21 protein-coding genes and 1 pseudogene are annotated in these 23,315 nt (G+C 72.0%); 6 read left to right on the top strand and 16 right to left on the bottom strand.

The window, feature by feature from the left end; genetic code table 11:
• Positions 1 to 361: 361 nt before the first annotated feature.
• Positions 362 to 568: a hypothetical protein gene (locus tag GR130_RS37790; RefSeq protein ID WP_159508978.1), complete on the top strand. Its 207-nt coding sequence runs from the start codon at positions 362 to 364 to the stop codon at positions 566 to 568.
• 1 nt (position 569) lies between these two features.
• Here the strand turns inward: GR130_RS37790 and GR130_RS37795 are convergent, their stop codons facing one another.
• Together GR130_RS37795 and GR130_RS37800 are read right to left on the bottom strand one after the other, a co-directional pair.
• A complete protein-coding gene (locus GR130_RS37795; protein ID WP_236573846.1) occupies positions 570 to 917 on the bottom strand; it encodes a hypothetical protein in 348 nt (115 codons plus the stop codon).
• A 417-nt stretch (positions 918 to 1,334) separates the two neighbouring features.
• Positions 1,335 to 1,964 carry a hypothetical protein gene (locus GR130_RS37800; protein WP_159508982.1) on the bottom strand — a complete coding sequence of 210 codons (630 nt, stop codon included), beginning with the start codon at positions 1,962 to 1,964 and terminating at the stop codon, positions 1,335 to 1,337.
• A gap of 200 nt (positions 1,965 to 2,164) precedes the next feature.
• Here GR130_RS37800 and GR130_RS37805 point away from each other — a divergent pair.
• Positions 2,165 to 2,323, top strand: a pseudogene (locus GR130_RS37805) (Dyp-type peroxidase domain-containing protein); the annotation flags it as partial.
• Between the two features lie 376 nt (positions 2,324 to 2,699).
• On the opposite strand, the gene GR130_RS37810 reads toward GR130_RS37805, so the two are convergent.
• The 13 genes from GR130_RS37810 to GR130_RS37870 all read right to left on the bottom strand — a co-directional run bounded on the left by GR130_RS37810 (position 2,700) and on the right by GR130_RS37870 (position 16,766).
• Entirely contained in the window at positions 2,700 to 3,320 is a 621-nt protein-coding gene (locus tag GR130_RS37810) for a sigma-70 family RNA polymerase sigma factor (protein WP_159510487.1), read from the bottom strand.
• A 378-nt stretch (positions 3,321 to 3,698) separates the two neighbouring features.
• Entirely contained in the window at positions 3,699 to 4,547 is an 849-nt protein-coding gene (locus tag GR130_RS37815) for a PE-PGRS family protein (protein ID WP_159508983.1), read from the bottom strand.
• Between the two features lie 304 nt (positions 4,548 to 4,851).
• Complete coding sequence (locus GR130_RS37820; protein WP_159508985.1) at positions 4,852 to 5,577, bottom strand: YcnI family copper-binding membrane protein; 726 nt, start codon at positions 5,575 to 5,577, stop codon at positions 4,852 to 4,854.
• Positions 5,578 to 5,694: 117 nt separating this feature from the next.
• Positions 5,695 to 6,327, bottom strand: coding sequence for a hypothetical protein (locus GR130_RS37825; protein WP_159508987.1), 633 nt, complete (start codon positions 6,325 to 6,327; stop codon positions 5,695 to 5,697).
• Positions 6,328 to 6,407: 80 nt separating this feature from the next.
• Positions 6,408 to 6,548, bottom strand: a complete 141-nt coding sequence (locus GR130_RS37830; protein ID WP_159508989.1) for a hypothetical protein — start codon at positions 6,546 to 6,548, stop codon at positions 6,408 to 6,410.
• A gap of 236 nt (positions 6,549 to 6,784) precedes the next feature.
• Entirely contained in the window at positions 6,785 to 7,570 is a 786-nt protein-coding gene (locus tag GR130_RS37835) for a hypothetical protein (protein WP_159508991.1), read from the bottom strand.
• A gap of 208 nt (positions 7,571 to 7,778) precedes the next feature.
• Positions 7,779 to 8,711 (bottom strand): L-tyrosine/L-tryptophan isonitrile synthase family protein, encoded by a 933-nt coding sequence (locus tag GR130_RS37840; protein ID WP_159508993.1) that lies wholly within the window; start codon positions 8,709 to 8,711, stop codon positions 7,779 to 7,781.
• A 182-nt stretch (positions 8,712 to 8,893) separates the two neighbouring features.
• The gene (locus GR130_RS37845) at positions 8,894 to 10,171 is read right to left on the bottom strand and encodes a cytochrome P450 family protein (protein ID WP_159508995.1); all 1,278 of its coding nucleotides are present in this window, start codon (positions 10,169 to 10,171) and stop codon (positions 8,894 to 8,896) included.
• An 11-nt stretch (positions 10,172 to 10,182) separates the two neighbouring features.
• Positions 10,183 to 12,009: an asparagine synthase (glutamine-hydrolyzing) gene (asnB, locus tag GR130_RS37850; RefSeq protein WP_159508996.1), complete on the bottom strand. Its 1,827-nt coding sequence runs from the start codon at positions 12,007 to 12,009 to the stop codon at positions 10,183 to 10,185.
• A 16-nt stretch (positions 12,010 to 12,025) separates the two neighbouring features.
• Complete coding sequence (locus tag GR130_RS37855; protein WP_201305114.1) at positions 12,026 to 13,435, bottom strand: MFS transporter; 1,410 nt, start codon at positions 13,433 to 13,435, stop codon at positions 12,026 to 12,028.
• A 315-nt stretch (positions 13,436 to 13,750) separates the two neighbouring features.
• A complete protein-coding gene (locus tag GR130_RS37860; protein WP_159509000.1) occupies positions 13,751 to 14,575 on the bottom strand; it encodes an ABC transporter ATP-binding protein in 825 nt (274 codons plus the stop codon).
• On the bottom strand, positions 14,572 to 15,591 hold the full coding sequence (locus tag GR130_RS37865; RefSeq protein WP_236574076.1) for a FecCD family ABC transporter permease: 1,020 nt from the start codon (positions 15,589 to 15,591) through the stop codon (positions 14,572 to 14,574). Before GR130_RS37865 ends, GR130_RS37860 begins: the two co-directional genes overlap by 4 nt.
• Positions 15,592 to 15,686: 95 nt before the next feature.
• Complete coding sequence (locus tag GR130_RS37870) at positions 15,687 to 16,766, bottom strand: ABC transporter substrate-binding protein (protein WP_159509004.1); 1,080 nt, start codon at positions 16,764 to 16,766, stop codon at positions 15,687 to 15,689.
• Positions 16,767 to 17,171: 405 nt separating this feature from the next.
• Between GR130_RS37870 and GR130_RS37875 the strand changes: the two genes are divergently transcribed.
• Positions 17,172 to 17,753: a hypothetical protein gene (locus GR130_RS37875; RefSeq protein WP_159509006.1), complete on the top strand. Its 582-nt coding sequence runs from the start codon at positions 17,172 to 17,174 to the stop codon at positions 17,751 to 17,753.
• Between the two features lie 348 nt (positions 17,754 to 18,101).
• Here GR130_RS37875 and GR130_RS37880 read toward each other — a convergent pair whose 3' ends face one another.
• Positions 18,102 to 19,637 carry an FAD-dependent monooxygenase gene (locus GR130_RS37880; RefSeq protein ID WP_236573847.1) on the bottom strand — a complete coding sequence of 512 codons (1,536 nt, stop codon included), beginning with the start codon at positions 19,635 to 19,637 and terminating at the stop codon, positions 18,102 to 18,104.
• Positions 19,638 to 19,674: 37 nt separating this feature from the next.
• Here GR130_RS37880 and GR130_RS37885 point away from each other — a divergent pair, with 37 nt between their 5' ends.
• The 3 genes from GR130_RS37885 (at position 19,675) to GR130_RS37895 (ending at position 23,234) form a co-directional block, all read left to right on the top strand.
• On the top strand, positions 19,675 to 20,421 hold the full coding sequence (locus GR130_RS37885; RefSeq protein ID WP_159509008.1) for a TetR/AcrR family transcriptional regulator: 747 nt from the start codon (positions 19,675 to 19,677) through the stop codon (positions 20,419 to 20,421).
• Positions 20,422 to 20,459: 38 nt separating this feature from the next.
• On the top strand, positions 20,460 to 20,918 hold the full coding sequence (locus GR130_RS37890; RefSeq protein ID WP_159509010.1) for a hypothetical protein: 459 nt from the start codon (positions 20,460 to 20,462) through the stop codon (positions 20,916 to 20,918).
• Positions 20,919 to 21,140: 222 nt separating this feature from the next.
• Positions 21,141 to 23,234 (top strand): M3 family metallopeptidase, encoded by a 2,094-nt coding sequence (locus GR130_RS37895; protein ID WP_443043740.1) that lies wholly within the window; start codon positions 21,141 to 21,143, stop codon positions 23,232 to 23,234.
• Positions 23,235 to 23,315: the final 81 nt, after the last annotated feature.

Below are 23,315 nucleotides of genomic sequence, written 5' to 3' on the forward strand. Positions count from 1 at the left end.
GAGGATCGCGGTTGGACGCGCGAGCGCCTCGCCAAGGAAGCCGCCGCATCAGGCTCTCGTCCGCCTGCAGGCCGCGTACGCACAGACCGCCGAACCGGTCCTGGCCGTCCTCGCGCGCCGCACCCGCGTCCTCCAGATCATGCGCCGACGCCCGCAACCCCGCCCGTGCACTGACCTGGCGCGTCCGCCGCCTCGGCGAACGCCACGCCCCCAGCCCTCGGGCTCAAGCAGCGAGGGCCCGCAGCAGCCGAGGAGCGCAGCCGCATCTCGCTCCGCCGCAGCCTCGAATGGCCGCCACCCAGGGCACGCCCGGGCCAAGCCGACGCAGTACGCGCCGCTGAACCCAACGACCACTGCCGCTGTGGCTGGCAGCCAACTGACGGACGAGGCTCGGGAGTTCATGGGACCGCACCTGCCGATCGGCGAGTACGGCCTGTACCCCAAGCGGTTGCGGCAACAGTTCGAGGGCGTGATCTGGCGGTTCGAGACCGGCGGGCAGTGGAGGGAGGTGTTGGCGGCAGGCGCCGGTGAAGCAGGATGGGACAAGGATGTGCGGAGTAGCTCGTAGTTCACACCCTGAGAGCTCGCACGGCTGCCCTCATCTCATGCTCGGGTCCCCGGGATGTGTCCGGGTGGCTGCACAGGAAGAGCCCGGCGCTGAGCAGGACGAGGTTCTTGACGACGAATTCGCCAGTCAAGGTCAGCTGCCATGGGTTGGCGTGCAGGAAGGCGATTCCGGGGAGAAAGACCAGAACGCTGAAGGTGCTGAACATGTGGGCGGCGAACAGGGGAAGCAGCCACTTGAGGCGGCGTCCGGACAGGAACCAGAGACCTACGACGATTTCCAGGATGCCCACCGCAGACACGAACCAGGTCGGGGTGGTGAACGGCACGGCATCGCGAACGAGCTTGCCCACGGGGGTGCAGTCAGCTGCCTTGAGGGCCCCGAACCATACGTAGACGGTCCCGAGGGACAAGCGCAGAGCAAGAAGTCCATGACGGTTGAGCTGGCGCAGAGCGAAGGTGAGTGACGGCGTACTTCTTCTCGATTTCGGCATCTAGCGATTCGCCTTCCAAGATCTTCACAGACGGTTTCGCCATGCGAGTCCCCCAAAGGAGTCGCCATGGCGCACAACCGGCGAATGTTCCCGGCCTGAAGGTTCTGGGCCTTCGGCTACCGCCGCCAACCCAGACTTGCCGATCGAAACCGCGATGATGGTTCGATCCGGCAGTGGTCCTGGTGCTGCCCCAGCTGTCAGCTGGCATTGAGCCGGCGCGCGGACATCCGCGCACGTCGGCGATCCGCCCGTCGACCCGCGTGCGGGGACGAGGGGTCAGCAGCAGACCGGAAGTACCGGAGGACCCCTGCGGAGGACGGCGTATCGCAGCGGCCACGCGCACAGCCGCCGAACGGGACCGTAGACGGCCCCGGGACGTACGGGGGAGGCCGGGCCGACGTAGGCGAAGGACCGCCGAGCACGCCGCAGCGGCGCGAAGACACAGGCGGCCAACGACCGGCCCAGGCGGAACGCCGCCGCCTCACCGCACCACAGCCACAACCCGCAGATCAGCGCGGCCAGGCCATGCGCGAGCCCCATACCGAGGGACCAGGAGTGTCCGGTGGCCGCCATGCCCACGGAGCCGGACATCCCGTCCATGCCACCCATGCCGTCGTGCGCGGCCATCGGTACAGACATCGCGGATGCCGTCGGCGACTGCGACAGGCTGAACACCGTGTGCAGCACGGACTGCGCAGCCACGGCGGAGCCGGTGACCACCAGTGCGCCGCGCTCCCGTCCGGTGAGCCACCACGCGCCCACCGTGGTCGCGGCGAACGCGTACGCCACCGCCCACACGGACACGGTCTGACCGGACATCAGCGCGTGCCCCAGAGCCGACGCCACCACACACACCGCCGCGAAGACCGCAGCACGTGCGAGGCGGAAACCAGGCCCAGGGGTCACGGCCGCCAGCGTAGTACCAGCCACCCACGCAAACGGGATCTAGACGGTGTATTTCCGTATTTTTTTGATAGATCCGGGCAAGCGCACACCGCCGTCGCACTCACGGCCGTCGGCGGGTGACCTGCACGGCCGTCCAGAACGTCCACCTCACGCCATCACGCGCGCCATGAGTCCCGCCGTGACACCGGCGTCGCACTCTCGCTGCCGAGCCGCCCACACCAGACTCACTGACCGTCACACTCGGCGTCGGGGCGTCGCTCTTCGACGACCGCTTCGGACTGGCCGGGCACAAGCCGCGGCATCTCAAGCGCATGCCGTCGTTCCCCGACGACCGGCTGGACCCGGCGCGCTTCAGCGGCGGCTGCGGCACGAACCGCTGACCCGGTTCGTCACTCCGCGAGGCGGCGGCTACTTCTTCGCCCTGCCCGGCGTACGCGACAAGGACGCCTGGTTCGGCTCCCGGCTGATGCAGAACACCCGCCAGGTGTATTGATCACGAGCGTGTCAACAGTTCTGCGATGCATCCCATGTGGACACCACACCCGACAGCCGGAAGAGCGCCGCCCGGCCCCTGACGGGCCCGCCCTCTCCGTCAGTTCCGGACAGGGCATGGCTGCGCCCGCCCGGCGACGGCAGTGCCTCCTCGGGGTTGCCGGTACGCCGGCCCGGACGGGTGCTCTCCGCCCTATGGGGCGGCGTACCGGCAACCCCGTGATCACTCGGAACCGGAGCCGCTCACGCCGCGACTGCCTGGGGGACTCCACCGCAGGTCTCGGCAGCTCTCAGCCAGCCGGTGAGGTCGGCGCGGGCGCGGGCCACCCGCGAGCGCACCGTGCCGATCGGACAGCCCACGACCGCCGCGGCGTCCGCGTACGGCATCCCGACCAGCTGTGTGAGCACGAATGCCTCACGCCGCTCGCCGTCCAGCGCGTCGACCAGCTCGGTCAGCGCCAGTCCGTCGTCGAAGCCCGGCAGTCCGCTGGGCTGCCGGGATTCCGCGACCGCCTGCCAGTCCTCGACGTCGGCGATGCGCGGGCGGGCGGCGGCGGACCGGTAGCGGTCGATCACCACACGGCGGGCGATCGACAGCAGCCAGGTGCGGGCGCCGGAGCGTCCGGCGAATCGCGGCAGGCCGGTGAGGGCGCGCAGGAACGTCTCCTGGGCGAGGTCGTCGGCGCTGTGCGTGTCGCCGCTCAGGCGCGCCACGAACCTCCACACATCGCGGTGGGAGGCGCGGACGAAGCGCTCGACGGCGACCGGGTCGCCGTCCCGCGCGGCCAGCGCCAAGCTGGTCAGTTGCTCATTGTCGACTGCGGTCCGATTGCCACGGGTCGGACCCATGAGGGCAGGAATCATCGCCACATGTCCTTCGAGGGTGCGGGCCGTGTCGAGGTATGGCACGGCCCGTCGCTGAGCGGCACTCCGAGCACCCGCACTTGGGTCGATGTCGACGTCAAGGGACGACGGCCGACGGGCGTGCGTCCGCGGGCAGGCCGGAGTGCCGCAGGGCCAAGGCCGGCGTGTCGGGCAACAGTGCTCACGGATGGGGAAGGCGGCCGCGCGGACACGCCGGCACTCCGCCCGCCACCGATTCAATGCGCCTTGTGGAAAAGGGGAGTGGGGGATCCCGGACGGCATCGACAGCATTGCGTCATCGGCGACATTCGCATCAACGGCGTCGATGACGGCATTGCAGAATCCCGGCCGGTGCCGGGAAAGTTCCAGGACGAGCGGTCAGCAGCGGATGGCGTGCCCGGGCGGGCCCCGGCGGGAGACGGCGTATTGCAGGAGCACCCCGCGTAGGCGCACGACGTGCCCCGCGGCGGCCACCGGGCGCGCGGGCGGCTTCCGGCCGATCCACCCCAGCGTCGTCAGGACGTGCAGCAAGGGCGCGAACAACACCGCGGCCATGCTGCGGGCGAGCCGGAAAGCCGCCGCCTCGCCGCGCCACATCCACAGCCCGCATACCAGCGCGGCCAGCGCGTGGGCGAGGAACATGCCGAGCGCCCCGTGGCCGGAGTGCATCGACTGCATCTGACTCGTGCTCATATCGCCGTGCATGGTGGTGGCCAGATGGCCCATATAGTCCACATGCGCGGCAGAGGTGGAGGGCATGCCGTCCATGCCCGCCGTACCGCTCATCCCGGGCATGCCGTCCATCGGCGTCGGTGGGGACGCGTGGGTGGCCCCCGGGCCGAGGCCGGCCTGGTGCAGCATCCGGGCCGCCGGCGCCTGCGACTCAGGCGCCGGGCCGCCGCCCGACGCACCGCCCAACGCCCTTACGCTCCACAGCCTTTCGGACACGATCTCGGCGGTCGTACCGGCCCGGCACGCCTGCGCCAGGCTGAACAGGGAGTGCAGACCGAGCTGAGCAACCACGGTGGAACCGGTGACGACGAGTACGCCGCGCTCCCGCCCTGTCAGCCACCAGGCCGCCCAGCCCGTAATGCCGAGCGCGGCAACCAGAGTCGACCAGGGCAAGGGCCGCGCGGACATCAACGCGTGCCCCAGAGCCGCGGTCGTCACGCACACCACCGCGAAGATCGCGGCGCGCACAGCGCGTGAAACCGACCCGGCAGTCATGTCGGCCATCGTGCCAGCCGCGCCGCCCGCTCGGGAGGGTGAGAGCACGGTACATCTCGGTGACCGTGGCGCTGCTTGACCGTCCGCCAGGACCAGACCGCCACGGCGGCGATTACCGGGGCGGCGACGGTCGGGTTGCCCAACTGACCTGAGCTGACCGATCAATGCCGCCGCCTGCCTGAGGTTTCGTCGTCGTCCGAGCCTGAGTTGCCTGTACCGGAGACCCTGGTGGGGCGGTGGCGCTCCGTCCGCCCCACCAGGGTCTGCTGCCCGGTATCCCGATTGGCTACGGGCGTTACGGGTGTTACGGGCGGGCCGGGCGGCTGCGGTAGAGGGCGACGGCGGCCGTTCCGATACCCAGGACGCCCGCGATCAGGCCCGCGATGCCCAGGGCCCGGGTGGTGGAGTCGCCGGCGGCGGCAGCGGAAGCCTTGGGAGCCGCGGAAGCGGAGGCGGAGGGGGCGGCTTCGTCTGCGGCCTTGGTGAGGTGCAGCACCGGTGCCGGGTTCTCCGGCTCCGCCTGACCGGCCTTCGGCTCCTCGATCCAGCGCACGACCTTGCCGTCGGAGTAGGTCTGGAGCGTCTTCAAGGCCAGTTGGTCGGTGTCGTCGGGGAGTTGGCCGAAGGCGACGCTGAAGTCCTGGTACTGGCCGGGCTCGATCTTGCCCTTGGTCCAGGTGATCTGCGAGACGGCTTCGTTGATGGTGCCGTCGTCCGTCTTGATCGGGTTCTTCAGCTTGGTGGTCTTCACCTCCGCGGTCCAGCCGGGCTCAGGGGTGACGAGCACCGAGGGGATGGGGTGGTCCGTGGGCAGGAAGACCTGGACCTGCGTGGTGTCGGCGTTGTCCTCCTCGTTGGGGACCCGGAAGGTGAGGGTGCCGTCGGTGGCGCCCTTCGGGTAGCTGCCGGGGTGGACCGTCACGTGTGCGAAGGCCGAGCCCGCGGCGGTGAGCAGCCCGGCCGCGGTGAGGGTGGTGACGAGGGTGGTACGGCGCAGAGCGCGCCGGAGGGTGGTGTGCTTCGGGGACACGGGGGACTCCGTACTGGTAATCGGCTGGCGCGGTGATCGGCCGCCGGGAGGAATGCGGGAGGTGTGGGTGAGCAGGCCGTTGCCGGGAACGGCTGAACGGCTGAACGGCTGAACGGCTCACCCGGACAGAACTCGGTACGGGTCCGGAAGCGGTGGGCCGCGACGCAAAACCGCGTGGCGCAGCAGTACTTGGCGTAGGGGCCGGTGCCCGGCCGTCCGCCCGCCGGGGGCGACCGCGTGGGCGAGAGTGGGCAGTTGGCCCGTGCGGGCGCCCCACCAGGCCAGCAGCCCCGGCACCAGCGCGACGGCCCTGCGCAGCAGGGACCACAGCGCTGCTTCGCCTCGCCGCAGCCACCAGGACGCGAGCAGGGCCGCCGCCGTGTGTGCCACGACGGCGTGGGCACTCATCGAGTGGGGGTGCGCCATCATCCGCGTCGCGTGCATGCCCATCGGCTGCATGCCCATCGGCATGCCGGCCGCAGTCAGGCGCCGTGCCGGGGCCTGGGCGGCGTCGAAGGCCAGGTGCAGCCCGCCCTGGGTGGTGAGCATGGCGCCGCCGATCCCCGGCAGCGACCGCTCCCGGGCGCCCAGCAGATAGCCCGGAACGAGGACGGCGAGGAACCCGGCCCCGTCCACCCACGCCGGTGGCGCCGAGCCCACCGCGAGCTGGTGGCCGGCGGCGGACAGCGTCAGGCACACCGCGGCGAACACCGCGGCGCGCAGGATCCGCAGCGCCGGGGATGCATGCATGACGGCTGGATTCTCTCCTTCAGGCCGGAGTGCGTACCGGCCCCTTGTCCACATTCGCAAAACCTTCGTCTCGCCTCCTCTCACGGCTTGTTGCTCGACTCACGGCCTGTCGCTGAGCCGAAGAGGCGGCGCAGCGGGGCGATCCGGCGGATCATCGACCGGTCCAGGGGAAGGATGACCAGCACGGAGATCCCGGCGTGGTCCGGCCTGTCCCCGGGCACGCTCGGGGCGTGCGTCGTCGCACGTCGTCTTTCGTCGTACCCGGCGGCCGGGCAGCGCCGACCACGGGTGATCGCAGCGGGAATCCGGACGGCCGCGAGCACGGATACAGATACGACTACGGCCGCCGGTCAGCGGACGGGCGTACCGGGACGCCGTCCGGGATGCCGCGTGTCCGCCGCGCAGAGCACGGCGAAGCACAGGCCCCGGCCTACGGAGCCCGCACACCACGCGGTGATCAGTACGAGAAGGACAACGGAGGGCCGCGGCGAATGACCGTGTGCCGGACCACCGCCAGGTGCGGCTGCTCAGCCGTGGCCCGACGACGGACCCGCCGGGGCCCGACGTGCGCAACGGGCACCGTTACGCCTACGAGGAGCAGATGCAGCAGCCGGTGCAGCGACCGGTCGGCAGCGGCGGCCAGAGCCGCGAGCAGTGCGAACAGCGCACGCTCACCGCGGTGCAGCCACCAGCCGCACACCAGCCCCGCCAGGAGGTGCGCCGCCAGCATGCCGACGCCGGCATGCTGCATGGCGGGCATGGGGTGCATGCCCGCCATGGAGTGCACGGCGTCGGCCCTGGAACCACCGCGAGTCATACCCCCGGCGGGCTGGTGCACGGGCGGGCTGTTCCAGTCCATGCCCGCAGCCCGCACGACCTGCCGCATCGACCCGACAGGAAGGGGCGTCGAACCTGCCGGGCCCGAGTGACCGCACAGCAGCAGATCCGCCCAGGCCGCGGCCTTGCCCGGGGCATGAGCAGGTACCGCGATCCCCTGCGCCCGAGAGAAGAACAGGTGCAGACCGCCCTGGCAGGCGAGTACACCGCCGGCGATGACCGGCAGGGACCGCTCACGGCCGGCAGCCAGCGCAGCGCACCCGAACACCGTCACCGTGGCTGCCACCAGCGCCCACCCCGGTATCGCCGGACCGGACATCACGGCATGCCCTGCCGCGGACAGCACGACGCAGACCGCGGCGAACACCGCGGCCCGGACATATCGCACAGCAGTGGTGACAGGCATGGCGCCGACATCATGACAAGGGACCCAGAGGCTTTCGGACAGGGGGTGGCCGAATACCGACCGCGGCATGTCCAAACGATCAACGTCAGCTTGATCGTTGAGGCCCACTCGCCGATCCCGTCTGCGGACGATCACTGGACGCCGCCGCCCGCGACCGGGCTCCAGGACGGCATACCGCGTCATGGTTCAGCCGGTCCGGTCAGTCCCGTCAGCCCTGGTCGAAGTGGCTGGGCCGGCCGTCGCACTCGATCAGGCGGCCCCGCTCAGCGGCCTTGGCCCGGGGCATGAGAGTCCAGGTGCCGTCGGCGCGGCGCAAGGCCGTCGAGTGCCAGGGGGTGGTCCAGGCATCGGGCGCGTCCAGCAGGCGGATGCCGAACTTGAGGGCGCCGACGGGCTGGGGGTGGATGGACAGGCGTACGGAGCGGGGGTGGTGGTCGGCGATCAGGTCGCCCCAGGCGCGGCTGCGCTGGATGACGCCGTACGCGCGCTGCCGGCACTCGCGTTGGAGGGCGGAGCGGGTGCCAGTCCAGTCGGCGGTGTCCTCGACGAGGAAGCGGGTGATGCCCCGGTAGAGGGCGAGGGTGTTGTCGTCGGCACGGACCTCGGCGCGCAGGGCGTCCAGGGTGGGGGCGTAGCTCTTGTGGAGGTGGGCGCGTTTGGTGTCGTGCGGGAGGTCGCCGAACACGTCGCGCAGGTCGAATACGGACAGTCGCGTCAGGCCGAATCGACCTATGAGGGTGCGGAGTTCGTCGGCGTAGGCGTCGATGTGCTTGTCGGGGACGCGTATGAGGTCGCCGAAGGCGTGGCCGTCGGAGCAGATGACCATGCGGGCGCCGGGCGGGTGGATCCGCCCGATCTCGGTGCACAGGGCGTTGAGGAAGCCGAGGGAGAGGCTTTCTCCCTGGTCGGGGAGGTGGCCGAGGACTTTGGCTCGGTTGGGGGACTTGCAGGGGAAGCCGGGCAGGGTGAAGGTGACGGGCGCGTCGTCGCGTACGAAGTCGGCGATCTGGCGCAGTTGGTGGGGAAACCTCTCGGCGGAGGCGGGGGCCTGGTCGGTCGTGCGGTGGTGCGGCAGGAGCAGGTTCAGGATCGCGGTGCTGATTCTCGTGGGGAGAGCGTCCGGCGTGGTTGTCGGCGGCATGTCGTTCCTCCGGGAAGCGTGCGGGCATGACGGCATGGCGCCGTGGCGTGGGGGCGGCCAGGCGCCGTCAGGCGGATGGGGTGGTGGATCAGCCGGGTCCGGCTCCGGGTCGGGCTGTGTGGCCGGACCCGCTCAGCCGGAAGCCGGCATCACAGGCGTGTCCGAGGCGTGTCAGAGGTGTCTCAGCGGCGTCGGTCGTAGCCGACGGGCAGGTGGTTGGTGCCGCGGCCGAGGACGGCCGGGATCCACTCGATGTCCTCGTCCCTGATGGCGAGGTGGAGGCCGGGGAGCCGGGTGAGCAGGGTGCCGAGGGCGATCTGGAGTTCGGTACGGGCGAGGGCGGCGCCGGGGCAGAAGTGGATGCCGTGGCCGAAGGCGAGGTGGGGGTTGGGGGTGCGGTCGAGGTCGAGGGTGTCGGGGTCGGGGAAGCGGCGCGGGTCGCGGTTGGCTGCGCACAGGGAGACGATCACGGAGTCACCGGCCGGGACTTCGGTGCCGTGCAGGTCGTCGTCCTGGTCGAGGAAGCGCCAGGTGGTCAGCTCGAAGGCGCTGTCGTAGCGGAGGAGTTCCTCGACTGCGCGGGGCAGCAGGGCGGGTTCGTCGCGCAGGCGGGCGAGCTGGCCGGGGTGGCGGAAGAGGGCGATCAGTGCGGTGGTGATCTGGTTGGTGACCGGTTCCTGGCCGGCGACGAGGAGCTGGAAGATCATGGAGTCCAGCTCTTCCTGGGACAGTTCGCGTCGGTCGCGGGCCACGACGAGGCGGCTGAGGAGGTCGTCGTCCCAGTGTTCGCGCTTGTGGGCGACGACCTCGGCTATGTAGCTCTGCAGGCCGTGCAGCCGGGCCTCGTAGAGCGGGCGTCCGGGGTCGGTGGGGCCGACGGGCTGGACGACCTTGCCCCAGTCCCGGTCGAAGCGGGCGGCCAGATCCTGCGGGAGGCCTATGACCTCGGCGAGGACCTGGAAGGGGAAGTGGGCGGCGAAGCCGGTGACGAGGTCGGCGGGGCCGGTTTCGGGGAGTGCGTCGATGAGGGCGTCGGCGAGTTCCTCGAAGCGGGGGCGCAGACTCTCGATGCGGCGGGGGGTGAAGGCATCGGTGACGAAGCGCCGCATGCGGGTGTGCTTGGGCGGGTCCTGGTGGAGGAGGTGCACCTGGAGCTGGGAGTGCTGGGGTTCGGGCATGATCGAGGCGCGGGCGCGCCAGCGGTCGTTGCCGCGGTCGTGGTTCTTGCCCAGGCGGTCGTCGTTGAGGGCGGCGTGGGCTGCGTCGTAGCCGGTGACGAGCCAGGCGTGTACGCCGCTGGGGAAGAGCACGCGGTGGACGGGGCCGGCCTCGCGCATCCGCTCGTAGAGGGGGTAGGGGTTGCTCTTGTAGGGGCAGCCCGACAGCGGGACCGGGTCGGGCAGCGGCTCGGGCCGGGGCTTCGGCTCCGCGGCCGGCAGGGGTGGCTCTTGGATGGTCATGCGAGGGCTCCTCAGAGGGCGAGTTCGGGCCGGTAGTGGTCCAGCCACAGGGCCAGGTCGACGACGCGTTCGAGGCGGAGGCGATGGCCCCACACCAGCAGGTCGGGCGGGATGTCGAGAGCGGGCTTGAGGCGGGACTCGTCGGCCAGGGCACGGACCTGCTCGCTGGACAGGGCGTCGCGGGCGAGGTCCTGGAGGCCGCGGTTGTAGTCGGGGTGGTGGGTGGCCGGGTAGTGGTTCTTGGGCCGGTGCAGTACGGAGTCGGGCGCGAGTCCGGTGCCGGCGGCGCGCAGCAGGCTCTTCTCCCGGCCGTCGAAGCTCTTGTGCGCCCAGGGCGTGGCGAAGGCGTACTCGACGAGGCGGTGGTCGCAGTAGGGGACGCGGACCTCCAGGCCCCGGGCCATGCTCAACCGGTCCTTGCGGTGGAGGAGTTGGCGCAGCCAGCGGGTCAGGGACAGGTGCTGCATCTCGCGTTGCCGGTGCTCGACGGGGGTTTCGCCGTCCGGGTGCGGTACGGCCGCCAGCGCGCTGCGATACGTGTCGGCACGGAACTCCGCCATGCGCAGGTCGAGTTCCGGGTTGAGCGGCATCGCGGCGTCGTCACCGTTGACGAGCAGCCACGGGAAGGTGTCCGCGGCCAGTGCCTTCGGATGGTGGAACCAGGGGTAGCCGCCGAAGACCTCGTCCGCCGCCTCGCCGGACAGGGCCACGGTGGAGTGTGTGCGGATCTCGCCGAACAGCAGGTACAGCGAGGTGTCCATGTCGCCGACGCCGATCGGCGAGTCCCGCGCCACGACGACCGCCTTGCGGTGCTCGGGGTCGAGCAGGGCGTGCGGGTCGAGGACGACGGTGCTGTGGTCGGTGCCGGTGAAGGCGCCGGCTTCGGTGGCGTACGGCGTGTCGTGACCGGTGCGCAGCACGTCGCCGGTGAACTGCTCGGCCTGGTCGCTGTAGTCGACGGCGTAGGAGCGGATGCGGGCGTCCGGGCCTTCGCGCAGCCGGAGTTCGTCGGCGAGCAGTGCGGTCAGGACGGTGGAGTCGATGCCTCCGGACAGCAGGCTGCACACCGGGACGTCCGCCTCCAGTTGGCTGCGGGCGGCCGTGCCGACCCGCGCACGGATCCGCTCGATCGCCGTGTCCCGGTCGTCGTCGTGGACGTCGGCCTCCAGCTGCCAGTAGCGGCGCTCGCGGATGCCGTCCCGGTCCAGGACGAGCAGGCCGCCGGGCTCCACCTCCCGGACGCCCGACCACACCGTCGGCCCGGTGTTGAAGAGCAGGCTGTACGCCTCCCGCAGCCCGTCGGCGTCCACCCGGGGCCGTATCTCCGGGTGGGCGAACAGGGCCTTGGGCTCGGAGGCGAAGGCCAGGCCGCCGTCGACGGCGGCCCAGAACAGCGGTTTGACGCCGAGGCGGTCGCGTACCAGCAGCAGCCGCTGAGCACGCTCGTCCCAGACGGCGAACGCGAACATGCCCTCCAGGTGCTCGGCGAGTTCCTCGCCCCACTCGGCGTAGGCGCGCAGTACCACCTCGGTGTCGCTGCGGGTGCGGAAGTCGTGGCCCCGGCCGCGGAGTTCGGCCCGCAGTTCGTGGTGGTTGTAGACCTCGCCGCTGTAGCTGAGAACGAGGTTCGGCTGGTCGGGCCGGTCGGTCATCGGCTGCACGCCGCCGGCCAGGTCGATGACGGCCAGGCGGCGGTGGCCGATCGCTGCGTGCTCGCCGAGCCAGACGCCGCCCGCGTCCGGGCCGCGCGGGGTGAGGGTGTCGGTCATGGCCTCGATGACCGGCGCCTGGGTGCGGGCGTCGCGGTGAAAGGACGCCCAGCCGGTGATTCCGCACATACGCGTGCCTCCAGGGTCAGTTACGGGCGGCGGGCGCCGCGTCGGTCGTCTTCTCGGGGACGGGTGCGGGTCTCCTGCCGGGCAGGGTGATCAGGGGCACGGCGAGACAGGCGGCGGTGGCGGCCAGCGCGAGCCCCGCCCGCACGCCCTGGTCGGGTCCGGCCAGCCCCCAGACGGCGGTGGCCAGGGCGGGCCCGAGAGTGAAGCCGAGCGTGCGGGCGAGCTGCATCGTGGACCCGACGGTCGCGGTCCGGTCCCGTGGCGCGGCACCCATGACCAGGGCCTGGGTGGGGCCACCGTTCAGGCCCATGCCCACGCCCGCCAGCGCGAGCCGCCAGGCCACGTCCAGCGGTGACCAGCCGTGGCCCAGCGGGACCAGCAGAAGCAGGCCGGTGGCGGTGACGGCGGCACCGGTGACCGCGACCGGCCGGGGACCGTACCTGTCGGCGAGGCGTCCGCCGACCTGCCCGGCCAGGCCCATGCCGAGGGGGAAGGCGAGGACGGTCAGCCCGGTCGTGGTGGCGCTGACACCGTTGTCGCGCTGCAGGTGAAGAGCGACCACGTAGTGCATGGCGGCGAATCCGGCCGCGAGGGACAGCACCGCGCCGTGGGCCCGGAACAGCCCCGTGGCCCGCAGTACACCGGCCACCGGCCGGCCACCCGGGCCGCGCAGCCACCACCAGAGCGTCGGCACCGCCGCGAGCGCGAGCACCAGCCACGCCGGGCGGCCCGATGCCAGGGTCAACGCCAGCAGCAGAACCGCGACACCCGAGGCCACCAGCAGTGCGTCCGCCACCGACCGCCGGTCGGGCCGGCGCAGCCCGCCGTCCCGCGGCATGACCTTCCAGGCCACGACCAGGGCGAGCACGCAGAAGGGGATCTTGACCAGGAAGACCGCGTGCCAGCCGAAGTGGTCCAACAGCAGCCCGCCCACGGCCGGTCCGGTCACCGCGCCCAGCGGGCCCAGGGTGGCGGGCACGCTCATCGCCCGCCCACGCTTCTCCGGACGTACGGAACGGACCGCGAGGACCGGCATCAGCACGAACAGCACCGCCGCGAACGCACCCTGCGCGAGGCGGGCGGCGATCAGCCAGGCCGCCCAGGGTGCGGCGGCGGCCAGGGCGCTGCACAGGCCGAATCCGCAGGTCGCGGTCAGCACGGCGGAGCGCAGCCCCACACCGTCGAGCCACCGGCCGACGGGCAACAGCAGGGCCACGACGGGAAGTTGGTAGCCAAGCTGGGCCCACTGGGCGGTCGCGGTGGACACATGAAGACCCGCGGCGATGTCCGCCAGGGCCACGTTGACGATGTTCATGTCGAGCATCGCCACGAACGCCAGCACTCCCGCCACGGCGACCAGCGGCCAGCGGTCCTCGCCGACGGGTATGTGACCGGGCTGTTCCGCACCGGGACCGTGGTGTGTCACCCTTCCACCCCTCATCGTCCTGACGGGACTGCCCGACAGCAGCCCCGTCTGAGGAGTCGTGAGGGATCTGGGGGGAGTTCCCGGCTCCGCTCAGAAAAGTGACCGGGCGGCTGGTTATCTGCGATGACCAGCACGGCGGGTCGGATTCCGTTAGCGGCGCCGCGGTCAGCGAGCGGAACGGCCGCACTCCCCCGCGACTCCGTGGAACTCAGTGCCCGGCCCGGCCGACTCCTGAGGTGAGGGCGTCGCCCTGAACATCCGCACCCGCGGATCCGTACGCAACCGGAAGCCCCCCGCCCTCCTGCCCGGCCTCGTTCATCCGCCGGTGCGAACGGTGCGTACCTCCACCGCCGCGTCCGTCCCCGTGCCGACCGGCGCCTGGTGATCGAAAGCGATCAGCGGATCACCGGTGAGCGGATGGTCGACCACGGCCGCCCGCACGCCGAACACCTCGGCCAGCAGGGCGGGAGTGAGGACATCGCGCGGTGGCCCGGAGGCGACCACGGCTCCGGCGCTCAGGACGTGCAGCCGGTCGCACACCGCCGCGGCGGCGTTGAGGTCGTGCAGCGACACCAGTGTCGTACGGCGCTGGGTGCGCAGCAGGGCGAGCAGTTCGACCTGATGGCGGATGTCGAGGTGGTTGGTCGGCTCGTCCAGCACCAGGACGTCGGGGTTCTGGGCGAACGCGCGGGCCAGCAGGACACGTTGGCGTTCGCCGCCGGACAGGGTCGTGAACCGGCGCCCGGCCGCCGCCTCCATCCCGACGTCGGCGAGGGCACGGGCGATGATCTCCCGGTCGGCGGCGTCATCGCCCGCGAAGGCCCGCTTGTACGGCGTGCGCCCCATCGCGACCACCTCGCGCACGGTCAGCTCGAAGTCGCCGCCCCGCTCCTGCGGCAGCGCCGCCACATGCCGCGCCGACCGGACCGCGGACAGCTCGCGCAGGTCGGTGCCCGCCAGCAGCACCCGTCCCGCCGTGGGCTTCAGATGCCGGTAGACGGTGCGCAGGAGCGTGGACTTGCCGCTGCCGTTCGGCCCGACCAGGCCGGTGATCTCGCCCTCGGCCGCCACCAGACGGGCGCCCGACACGACCGTACGGCCGGCGTAGGCGACGTGCAGGTCTTCGATCTCGATTCTCAACTGCCGCTCCACAGTCGCCGGTCCAGCAGATACAGCAGGGCCGGAGCCCCGATGAGCGAGGTGACCACGCCGACCGGCAGCTCCTGCGAGGCCATCGCCGTACGGCAGACGATGTCGACCACCACCAGCAGCAGCGCCCCGAACAGCGCCGAGAGCGGCAGCAGGCGGCGGTGGTCGCCGCCGACGACCAGGCGGCAGGCGTGCGGCACCATCAGGCCGACGAAGGCGATCGCGCCGGACACCGCCACCAGGACGCCGGTCACCACGCTGGTCACCGCGAACAGCTCCCGGCGCAGCCGGGTGACGTTGACGCCGAGCCCGGCCGCCGTCTCGTCACCCATCAGCAGGGCGTTCAGCCCCCGGGCGCGCGCCTGCAGCCACAGCAGGGCGGCCGGAACCACGACGGCGGGCACCGCCAGCAGCGGCCAACTCGCGCCGCTCAGGCTGCCCATGAGCCAGAACAGCACACTGCGGGTCTGCTGTTCGTCCCCGGCCTGCAACACCAGATAGCTGGTGAAGCCGGACAGGAACTGGCCGATCGCCACCCCGGCCAGCACCAGCCGCAGCGGCGCGAATCCCCCGCCCCGCCGGGCGATGACCCACACCAGGGCGAACGTGGCCAGCGCGCCTACGAAGGCCGCGCCGGACAGCCCCAGGCCCAGCGCCCCGCCCGCGCCGAGACCGAGGACGATGGCGGCGACCGCACCGAGCGACGCCCCGTTGCAGATGCCCAGCATGTACGGGTCGGCCAGCGGGTTGCGCACCAGCGCCTGCACCGCCGTACCGACGAGGCCGAGCCCGGCACCCACGAGCGCGGCCAGCAGCGCACGCGGGACCCGCAGCTGCCACACGATCAGGTCGTCCGTACCGGGGCGCGGGCCCTCACCGGCCAGCCGCCGCCCCACCACGCTCCACACCTCGCCGGGCGGGATGGACGTCGACCCCCAGGCAACCGCGGCCGTCAGCGCGACGAGGAGTGCCACGCCGAGAACCAGCGCCAGCGGTCCGGCGCGCAGACTGCGCGCGCCCCGGCTCCCGTCGTCCCGGCTCGCGTCGCCCCGGCTCCCGTCCGTGGCCTTGCGGCGGGACGCGGACAGCGTGGAGAGCACGACTAGCCGACCTTGCCCGGGTAGAGGGTCTTGGCGATCGCCTCGACCGTGTCGGCGTTCCCGACCCCGGCGATGGTGGTCTGCTCGGAGCCGATGCGCAGGAAGTGGCCTTCCTGGACCGCCTTCAGGCCCTTGGTGGCCGGATTGGTCTCCAGCCACTGCTGCGCCTCGTCGAACGCCTTCTTGTTCGCCGCCTCGCTGCCCCGGTTGCGTACCCCGAGCTGGATCCAGTCCGGGTTCTTGGCGATCACGTCCTCCCAGCCGACCTGCTTGCGGTCACCGTCGCAGTCGGCGAAGACGTTGCGGGCTCCGGCCAGGGTGATCACCGCGTTGGCGACCTGGCGGTTGCAGATGACGGTGGGCTGCTTGGTACCGGCCTCGTAGTCGAAGAAGAAGTACGTCGGCCGCTTGCTCTCCTCCGTACCACCGACCGCCTTCTGCACAGCGCCCACCTTCTCCTTCATCCCCGCGACGAGTTCCTTCGCCTTGGCGCTCGTGCCGGTGACCGCGCCGAGCGAGGTGATGTCGGCCTCGACCGCCGACAGGTCCGTCACCGGGCTCTTGCTCCGCGCCGCGCAGGCGGTGGACTTCAGGTAGATGTGCCTGATCCCGGCCGCCTTGAACTCCTCCTCGGTCGGCACATCGCCCATCCCTCCGCCGCCCATGCCCCCCATGGCCGCGAACGTGTCGATGTACAGGTCGGCGCCGGAGCCGAGGAGCTTCTCCTTCGGGATCACGCTCCGGCCGAGCACGTCGACCTTCTGCGCCTGCGCGTCCAGCGCGCCGGGCAGGGTGCCCTTGCCCGGAGGGAAGCCGGTGCCGATCACCTTGTCCCCGGCGCCGAGGCGGAGCAGCAACTCCAGGCTGGAGGCGTTGCTGGTGACGATCTTCTTCGGGGCCTCGGAGAAGGTGGTCTTGGCGCCCATGCAGTCGGCGACGGACACCGGGTAGCCACCGGAAGCGGACTCCCCCGCCTTCCCGGTGCCCCCGCCCGACGCGTCCTTCACCCCGCCGCCGCAACCTGCCGCCAGCAGGCCGCCGAGCACGACGACCGCCGTACCGCCCCACACACGAGAACGCATCGAAACCCTCCACGATCCACTCGGCGGCGGCGGACGAACCTCCGCCACCCGCTCCAGTAGTCGGGGCGAACCCCTGTGGAGTTCCCGACCCCTTGCCACTTGGGCTCAGGGCAACCGCTCCGAGCGCTTGAACGGCGAGATCCGGGGCACCCGGAGGAAGTCGGCACGCACCGTGGCCGCAGCGCCGGAGCCGTCCTCCCTCGCGACAGGATGAGGTGGGGAACCCCTCCGGGCCTGCGGGTCGCCGCGGACAGCACCCCTCGGGGCCGTGGCGCAGCTCACGCGGCGGGCATGGTTCCACCGCGGGCCGGCCGGTTCCCGGTCCGCGTCATCCGGGCTTCCCGAGCCGGGGTCCCGGCGAAATCTCCCTGCGTACCGGCCCTCGGGTGTCCTACCGTGCCGTACATGACCGCGATCAGCCCCGAGAACCCGCTGACCCCTGAAGACGCCGAGGCGTTGCTTGCCCTGCTCCCGGAGCGGGTCGAGATCGAGCGGGGCATGAGTGATCGGGAACTCGATCGCGTCGAGGAGCGGTGGTGCTTCCGTTTCGCTCCGGAGCACCGGACGCTGCTGGGTGCCGGGCTGCCGACGGGGAGCCGCAGCTGGCCTGATTGGCGGGACGGCGACCCGGAGGACCTGGCGGAGCGGCTGGCCTGGCCGGTGGAGGGAGTGCTGTTCGACGTCGAGCACAACCGCTTCTGGCATCCGGACTGGAGTCCGCGGCCGGCGGGCACGAAGGAAGCCCTGGAAGCGGCTCGCGCCTACCTGGCCGAGGTCCCGGTCATGGCGCCGGTCTACTCGCACCGGTACCTGCTGGCCGATCCGCACCGCACGGGTACGCCGGTGTTGTCGATGCACCAGACGGACATCATTTACTACGGCACCGATCTGGTCGACTACTTCCACCACGAGTTCGGCCGGCCCGTGCCCACGCCCGAGGACCATCGGTACGCCACGATCCCGTTCTGGTCCTTCTTCGTCGAATGACCTCGCGGGGGGATGTCCTCGCGGCAGGGCATGGCCTCGCGGCAGGGCATGGCCTCGCGGCGGGGAGTGGGCTTGCGGCCGGGAGTGAGCTTGCGGCCGGGAGTTCGGGTCGGGGAGGTGGTGGGCGTAGGTCCGTTCCGTGGGCGAAGGGGCGCCACCTGGTCAGGGGCCTGATCCGCGAAGGCGGGGCGGGCCCCTGACGTGTGTACCGGGCCTTGGGGCGCCTGCCCCGGCCCTCGCGGTCGGGAGGTGGTGCCGGCTGCGGTCCGCGGTGCGTTGCCGCTCGCCCGGTGGGTGCCTTCGCGCCGTGGGCCAGGGCCTTTCCGGCCCTGGCCCGTCGGACGGGCCCTAGGTTCCGGCGAACTCGGGCGCACCGTTGCGGCCGTTCAGCAGCGCGGTGAACGCCTCGGTGGCCGCGGCGGAGTCCGTGCCCCGCCAGGCGATGATGTGGTCCGGCCTGATGAGCAGGGACTGTCCGGCGGGCAGGAAGTCCACGTCGAGGCGGTGCACGGCGAGGCCGGGGTGTCCGGTCGTGGGGTGCGGGGTGCGGCTGCCGGTCAGCAGGGCCCAGCCGGGTCCGGCGAGGTCGAGTGTCGACCGGGTGCGGGCCCGGTCGAGCCAGCGGTGGGGAATGCGGGTGCCGACCCGGCCGGCGGGGCTGAATTCGGTGATCGGTTCGGGGTCGTCGGTCCTCTCCGGGTCGTTGCAGAGGGCTCCCTCGGTGTACTGGAAGCCGCCCGCGGTCAGTACGAAGGGGTGGGCGAGTGCCGGATCGGGAGCCGACGCCCAGTCACGGAGGTTCAGGGTGCGGCGACTTGACTGGTCGGCGGCGAACCAGCCGGCCGGGCGGCGTTCCGCGTCGTAGCTGTCCAGCAGCGCCGGTGCCGCGTGGCCGCGGAGGACCGCGGCGAGTTTCCAGCCCAGGTTGTGCGCGTCGGCGATGCCGGTGTTGGCGCCGCTGGCGGCGAAGGGCGGCATGACGTGTGCGGCGTCGCCGGCCAGGTGGACGCGGCCGGCGGTGTAGCGGTCGGCGACGAGCATCTCGGCCTGCCACGGCAGGACGCTGCGGACTTCGAGGTCCGGGACGGGCACGCCGAGGGCGGCGCGGAGCAGGGCGGGCCAGTCCCGGTCGGTGGCGCTGCCGCTGCCCATGAACACCCAGCGGCGCCGGCCGTCGACCGATGCCAGTGCGCCGGGCGCGTCGGGGTGCTCGATCTGGCAGAGGTTGAACTCCCGGCCCCGGACGATCTCGCCGAGATCGGCGTGGAAGTAGACGTTCACGCTCGGGTCGCCCAGGGTGCCGCGGCCCGAGCGGGCGATGCCCAGTGCCTGGCGTATGGGGCTGCGGGCGCCGTCGGCGGCGACCAGATAGCGCGCCCGCAGTCGCGAGCGGCCTCCGTCGCCGCGGTCGAGGAGGTCGGCGGCCACCTCGTCGTCGTGCTGCTCGAAGGCGACGAGCTCGGTGTCGAAGCGCACCGCGGCCCCGGCTTCGACCGCGGCCTCGCGCAGCACCGGTTCCAGCACGTCCTGGGCGATCAGGCAGGCGGCCGCCGGGCTGACGTCGGCGAAGCCCCCGTTCGGGCCGGCCGGTTGCCACGGCGGCAGTTGCTCGGCCTCGGCGAGCGTCCGTCCCGCGGCCATCCGGTCGTGGCCGGCGAGATCGCGTGCCGCGTGGTGGACCAGCTCGGCCAGTCCGAGTTCCCGGAAGATCTCCATGCTGCGTATGTGGAAACGGCGGGCCTTGGGCTGCGGCGAGGTGGTCGAGCGCTTCTCCACCACCGTCACCGCCACCCCGTGGTGGCGCAGCACCAACGCGGTGGTGAGGCCGACCAGTCCGCCGCCCACCACGAGCACCTCAGAAGTCTGTGTACGTTGTCCACTCATGGTGGACAACGTACACCAACGTTAGAGTGAGTCCACCATGACTTCTTCCGAGCGCCGGACCGTTCCTGGCGGGCTGGTGTGGTTCGACGAGCCCACACCCCCGCGCGCCACCGAGCAGCTCAGCCGCGAGCGCATCGTGAACGCCGCGGTGGAGCTGGCCGACGACCAGGTGCCCGGCGAGATCACCATGCGGGCGCTCGCCGCACGGCTGGGCGTACGCAGCCCCATGGCCCTGTACCGCTACGTCGGTAGCAAGGACGGCCTGGTCGATCTCATGACCGACCAGGTCTACGGCCAGATCAGCGTGCCGCAGGGACACGGCTGGCGGCATGCGCTCCAGGGACTCGGCCGCACCGGCTGGGACGCGGTGCAGCGCCACCCCTGGTTCGCGCGCCTCGCCTTCAGCCGTCCCCCCATGGGCCCCAACGCCCTCCACGTCTACGACACCGCGCTCGCCGAGCTCGAACCGCTCGGACTCGACGCGACCACCCGCATGGGGTTCATCAACACCGCGCTCGGCCACGTCCTGGGTTCCGGGCTCGCGCTGCTGGAGGAGCAGGCCATGCGTGCCCGGGTCGGACTCCACTCCGACAGCGACCTGGAGGCCGCCGCGGCCCCCTATCTCGAACGCATCGCGGCAGCGGGCAAGCACCCCCACTTCATCAGCTGGGCCACCGATCCCCAGCGCCTCGCCCCGGAGCCCCAGTCCTTCGAGCAGGTCCTGGAATGGCTCCTCGACGGACTCGCCACCCTGCTCCCGCCGGAGGACCGCCCCCCGGCCTGACGGCCCCAACCGGCGGCCGCATGCCGTAAGTTGGCCCGGTGAGACCTGGGTTACGCGAACGGTGGCGGCAGCAGCCACCGTGGGCGCGCGGAGCGCTCGCGGTGTACGGGATCGGCTTCTTCCAGGGAGCGTGCTGGCACATCGTCGATCTGGCGCGCGGCGGGATCCACGGCTACGCGCCCTTCGCCCCGCTCCCGCTGCGGGTGTTCTTCGCCTGCCTGCTCGTCCTCGACCCGCTGCTCGTCGTGCTGGTGGGGCGGGTGCGGCCGGCCGGCGTGCTGCTGGCGGGCGGCGTCATGGTGCTGGACGCCGCCGCGAACTGGATCGTCAACTGGCCGCAGGTACACCGGGATCCGGCATTGCTGCTGCGCCCGGTGGGGCTGCTGCCCATCACGCTCTTCTGCGTGTTCGTCCTCGCGACGCAGGTGCCGCTGCTGCGCGCCATCGGAGGGGACAGGCGGACACCGGGGCCGTACTGCCCCGGGGCGGAGGCGTAGGCGTACTGCCCCCGGGGCGCGCCCGGTGGCCGCAACGGACGGCGCCCCGTCCCGGCCCGCGGGTTCGGTCCGGCCGTTCCGTCCCCGTGGTCGCGGTGATCGCGGTGGTCGCGGTTGTCGCGGTGATCGCGGTGGGGTCCCCATGGCGTCCCGCGATGCGTCGCCGACCGCCGTGCACAACCGCCGGACCGGCCCCCGCTCCCCCGCGTAGTGTCGCGTGTCATGACTTCTGCGAAGAGTTCCCCACCGGCTTCCGCAGTACCCGCGCCGACGGCCACCGACGCGGCCCCGCTGATGCCGAACCCTTTCTTCACGCCGAGTGAACTGCCCTATGAACTCCCGCCGTTCGCCCGTATCCGGCACGAGCACTTCCTGCCCGCCTTCGAACGCGGTATGGCCGACCAGCTGGCCGAGGTCGCCGCCATCGGGGGCAGCGACGCGCCCCCGACGTTCGAGAACACCGTGGAGGCGCTGGAACGCAGCGGCGCGGTGCTGTTGCGGGTGTCGCGGGTGTTCTTCAACAAGACGCATGCGGACACCGATGACGCGACACAGGCGCTTGAGGCCGAGATCGTCCCGCGGCTGTCCGCCCATGAGGACGCCGTACTCCTCGACCCCGCCCTGTTCGCCCGGCTGGAGACGCTCCATGAGCAGCGCGACCACCTGGGGCTGGACGGTGAGCAGCGGCGGCTGCTGGAGCGCCACCACGCCCTGCGGGTCCGCGCCGGGGCGCGGCTGGCACCCGAACAGCAGGCCCGGCTGAGGGAGTTGAACGCCGAGATCGCCGCCCTGTGCACCGAGTTCGGGAGGAACCTGCGGGTCGACACCGCGGCGGCCGCGCTGGTGGTGGAGCGCGCCGAGGAGCTGGCCGGGCTATCGAAGGACGACATCGCCGCCGCGGCGCAGAGCGCCCGGGATCTCGGACACGACGGCCACTACGTGCTCGGCCTGCGCAACTTCACCAACCCGCCCCAGCTCGCCTTCTTGGAGGACCCGGCGCTGCGCGAGCGGCTGCTCACCGCCTCCCTGGAGCGCGGCCTCACCAGCAACGGCCCGCTCGCCGTCGCCGTGGTCACGCTGCGCGCCGAGCGCGCCGCGCTGCTGGGCTATCCGCACCACGCCGCCTGGCAGGTCGCCGACCAGACCGCCGGTACGGCCGGCGCCGTCGAGGAGATGCTGGGCAGGCTGACCGGCCCGGCCCTCGCCCACGCCGAGCGCGAGGGCGCCGCGCTGGCCGAGGCGGCGGGCGTGGCGGAGGTCCGCGCGGCCGACTGGCAGTACTACGCCGAGCGGGTCCGAAAGGAGCGGTTCGACCTCGACGCCGCGGCGCTGCGCCCCTATCTGGAGCTGGAGAGGGTCCTGCACGACGGCGTCTTCCACGCCGCCACCCTGGTCTACGGTGTCACCTTCAGCGAGCGCCCCGACCTGGTGGCGTACCACCCGGACGCCCGGGTCTTCGAGGTGCACAACGCCGACGGCAGCCCCGTCGGCCTCTACATCGGCGACTTCCACGCCCGGGAGTCCAAGCGGGGCGGCGCCTGGATGAACGAGCTGGTGCTCCAGTCCCGGCTGCTGGACCAGCGCTCCGTGGTCGTCAACAACCTGAACATCCCCAAGCCGCCGGCCGGCGACCCCGTACTCCTGACCTGGCCCGAAGTCATCACGCTCTTCCACGAGTTCGGGCACGCGCTGCACGGGCTGTTCTCCGACGTCCGCTATCCACTGCTGGCGGGCACCAAGGTGCCGCGCGACTTCGTCGAATTCCCGTCGCAGGTCAACGAGATGTGGGCGGAGTGGCCCGAGGTCCTCGCCCATTACGCCCGGCACCACCGCACCGGCGAGCCGATGCCGCCCGAGCTGCCGGCCAAGCTGCGCGAGGCGGAACGGTTCGGCGAGGGCTTCGACAGCGTGGAGCACCTGGCCGCCGCACTGCTGGACTGGTCCTGGCACACCCTCCCCGCCGCCGAACTGCCGGACAAGGACGGCACCGCGGCGTTCGAGGCCGCCGCGCTGGAGCGCCACGGCCTGGCCCGGCCCGCCATCCCGCCGCGCTACCGGACCGGCTACTTCGCCCATGTCTTCGGCGGCGGCTACGCGGCCGGCTACTACGGCTACCGCTGGGCGGAAGTACTGGACGCGGACACGGTGCGCTGGTTCCGGGAGAACGGCCGGACGGTCCGCGAGAGCGGCGAGATCTTCCGCCGCGAACTGCTCGGCAGGGGCAACAGCGTCGACCCGATGGAGGCGTTCCACGCGGTGGTCGGCCACGCCCCGGACATCGGACCGCTGCTGGCCAGGCGGGGCGCGGAGGGTTAGCGAAGGGGCAGCGGAGGCGTCGCGAAGGAAGCCGACGGAGGAGCCGGCGGAACGGAGGGGCCCGCGCTCCACCCCGCGGGC

The sequence above is a fragment of the Streptomyces sp. GS7 genome (assembly GCF_009834125.1).
GTDB lineage: Bacteria > Actinomycetota > Actinomycetes > Streptomycetales > Streptomycetaceae > Streptomyces.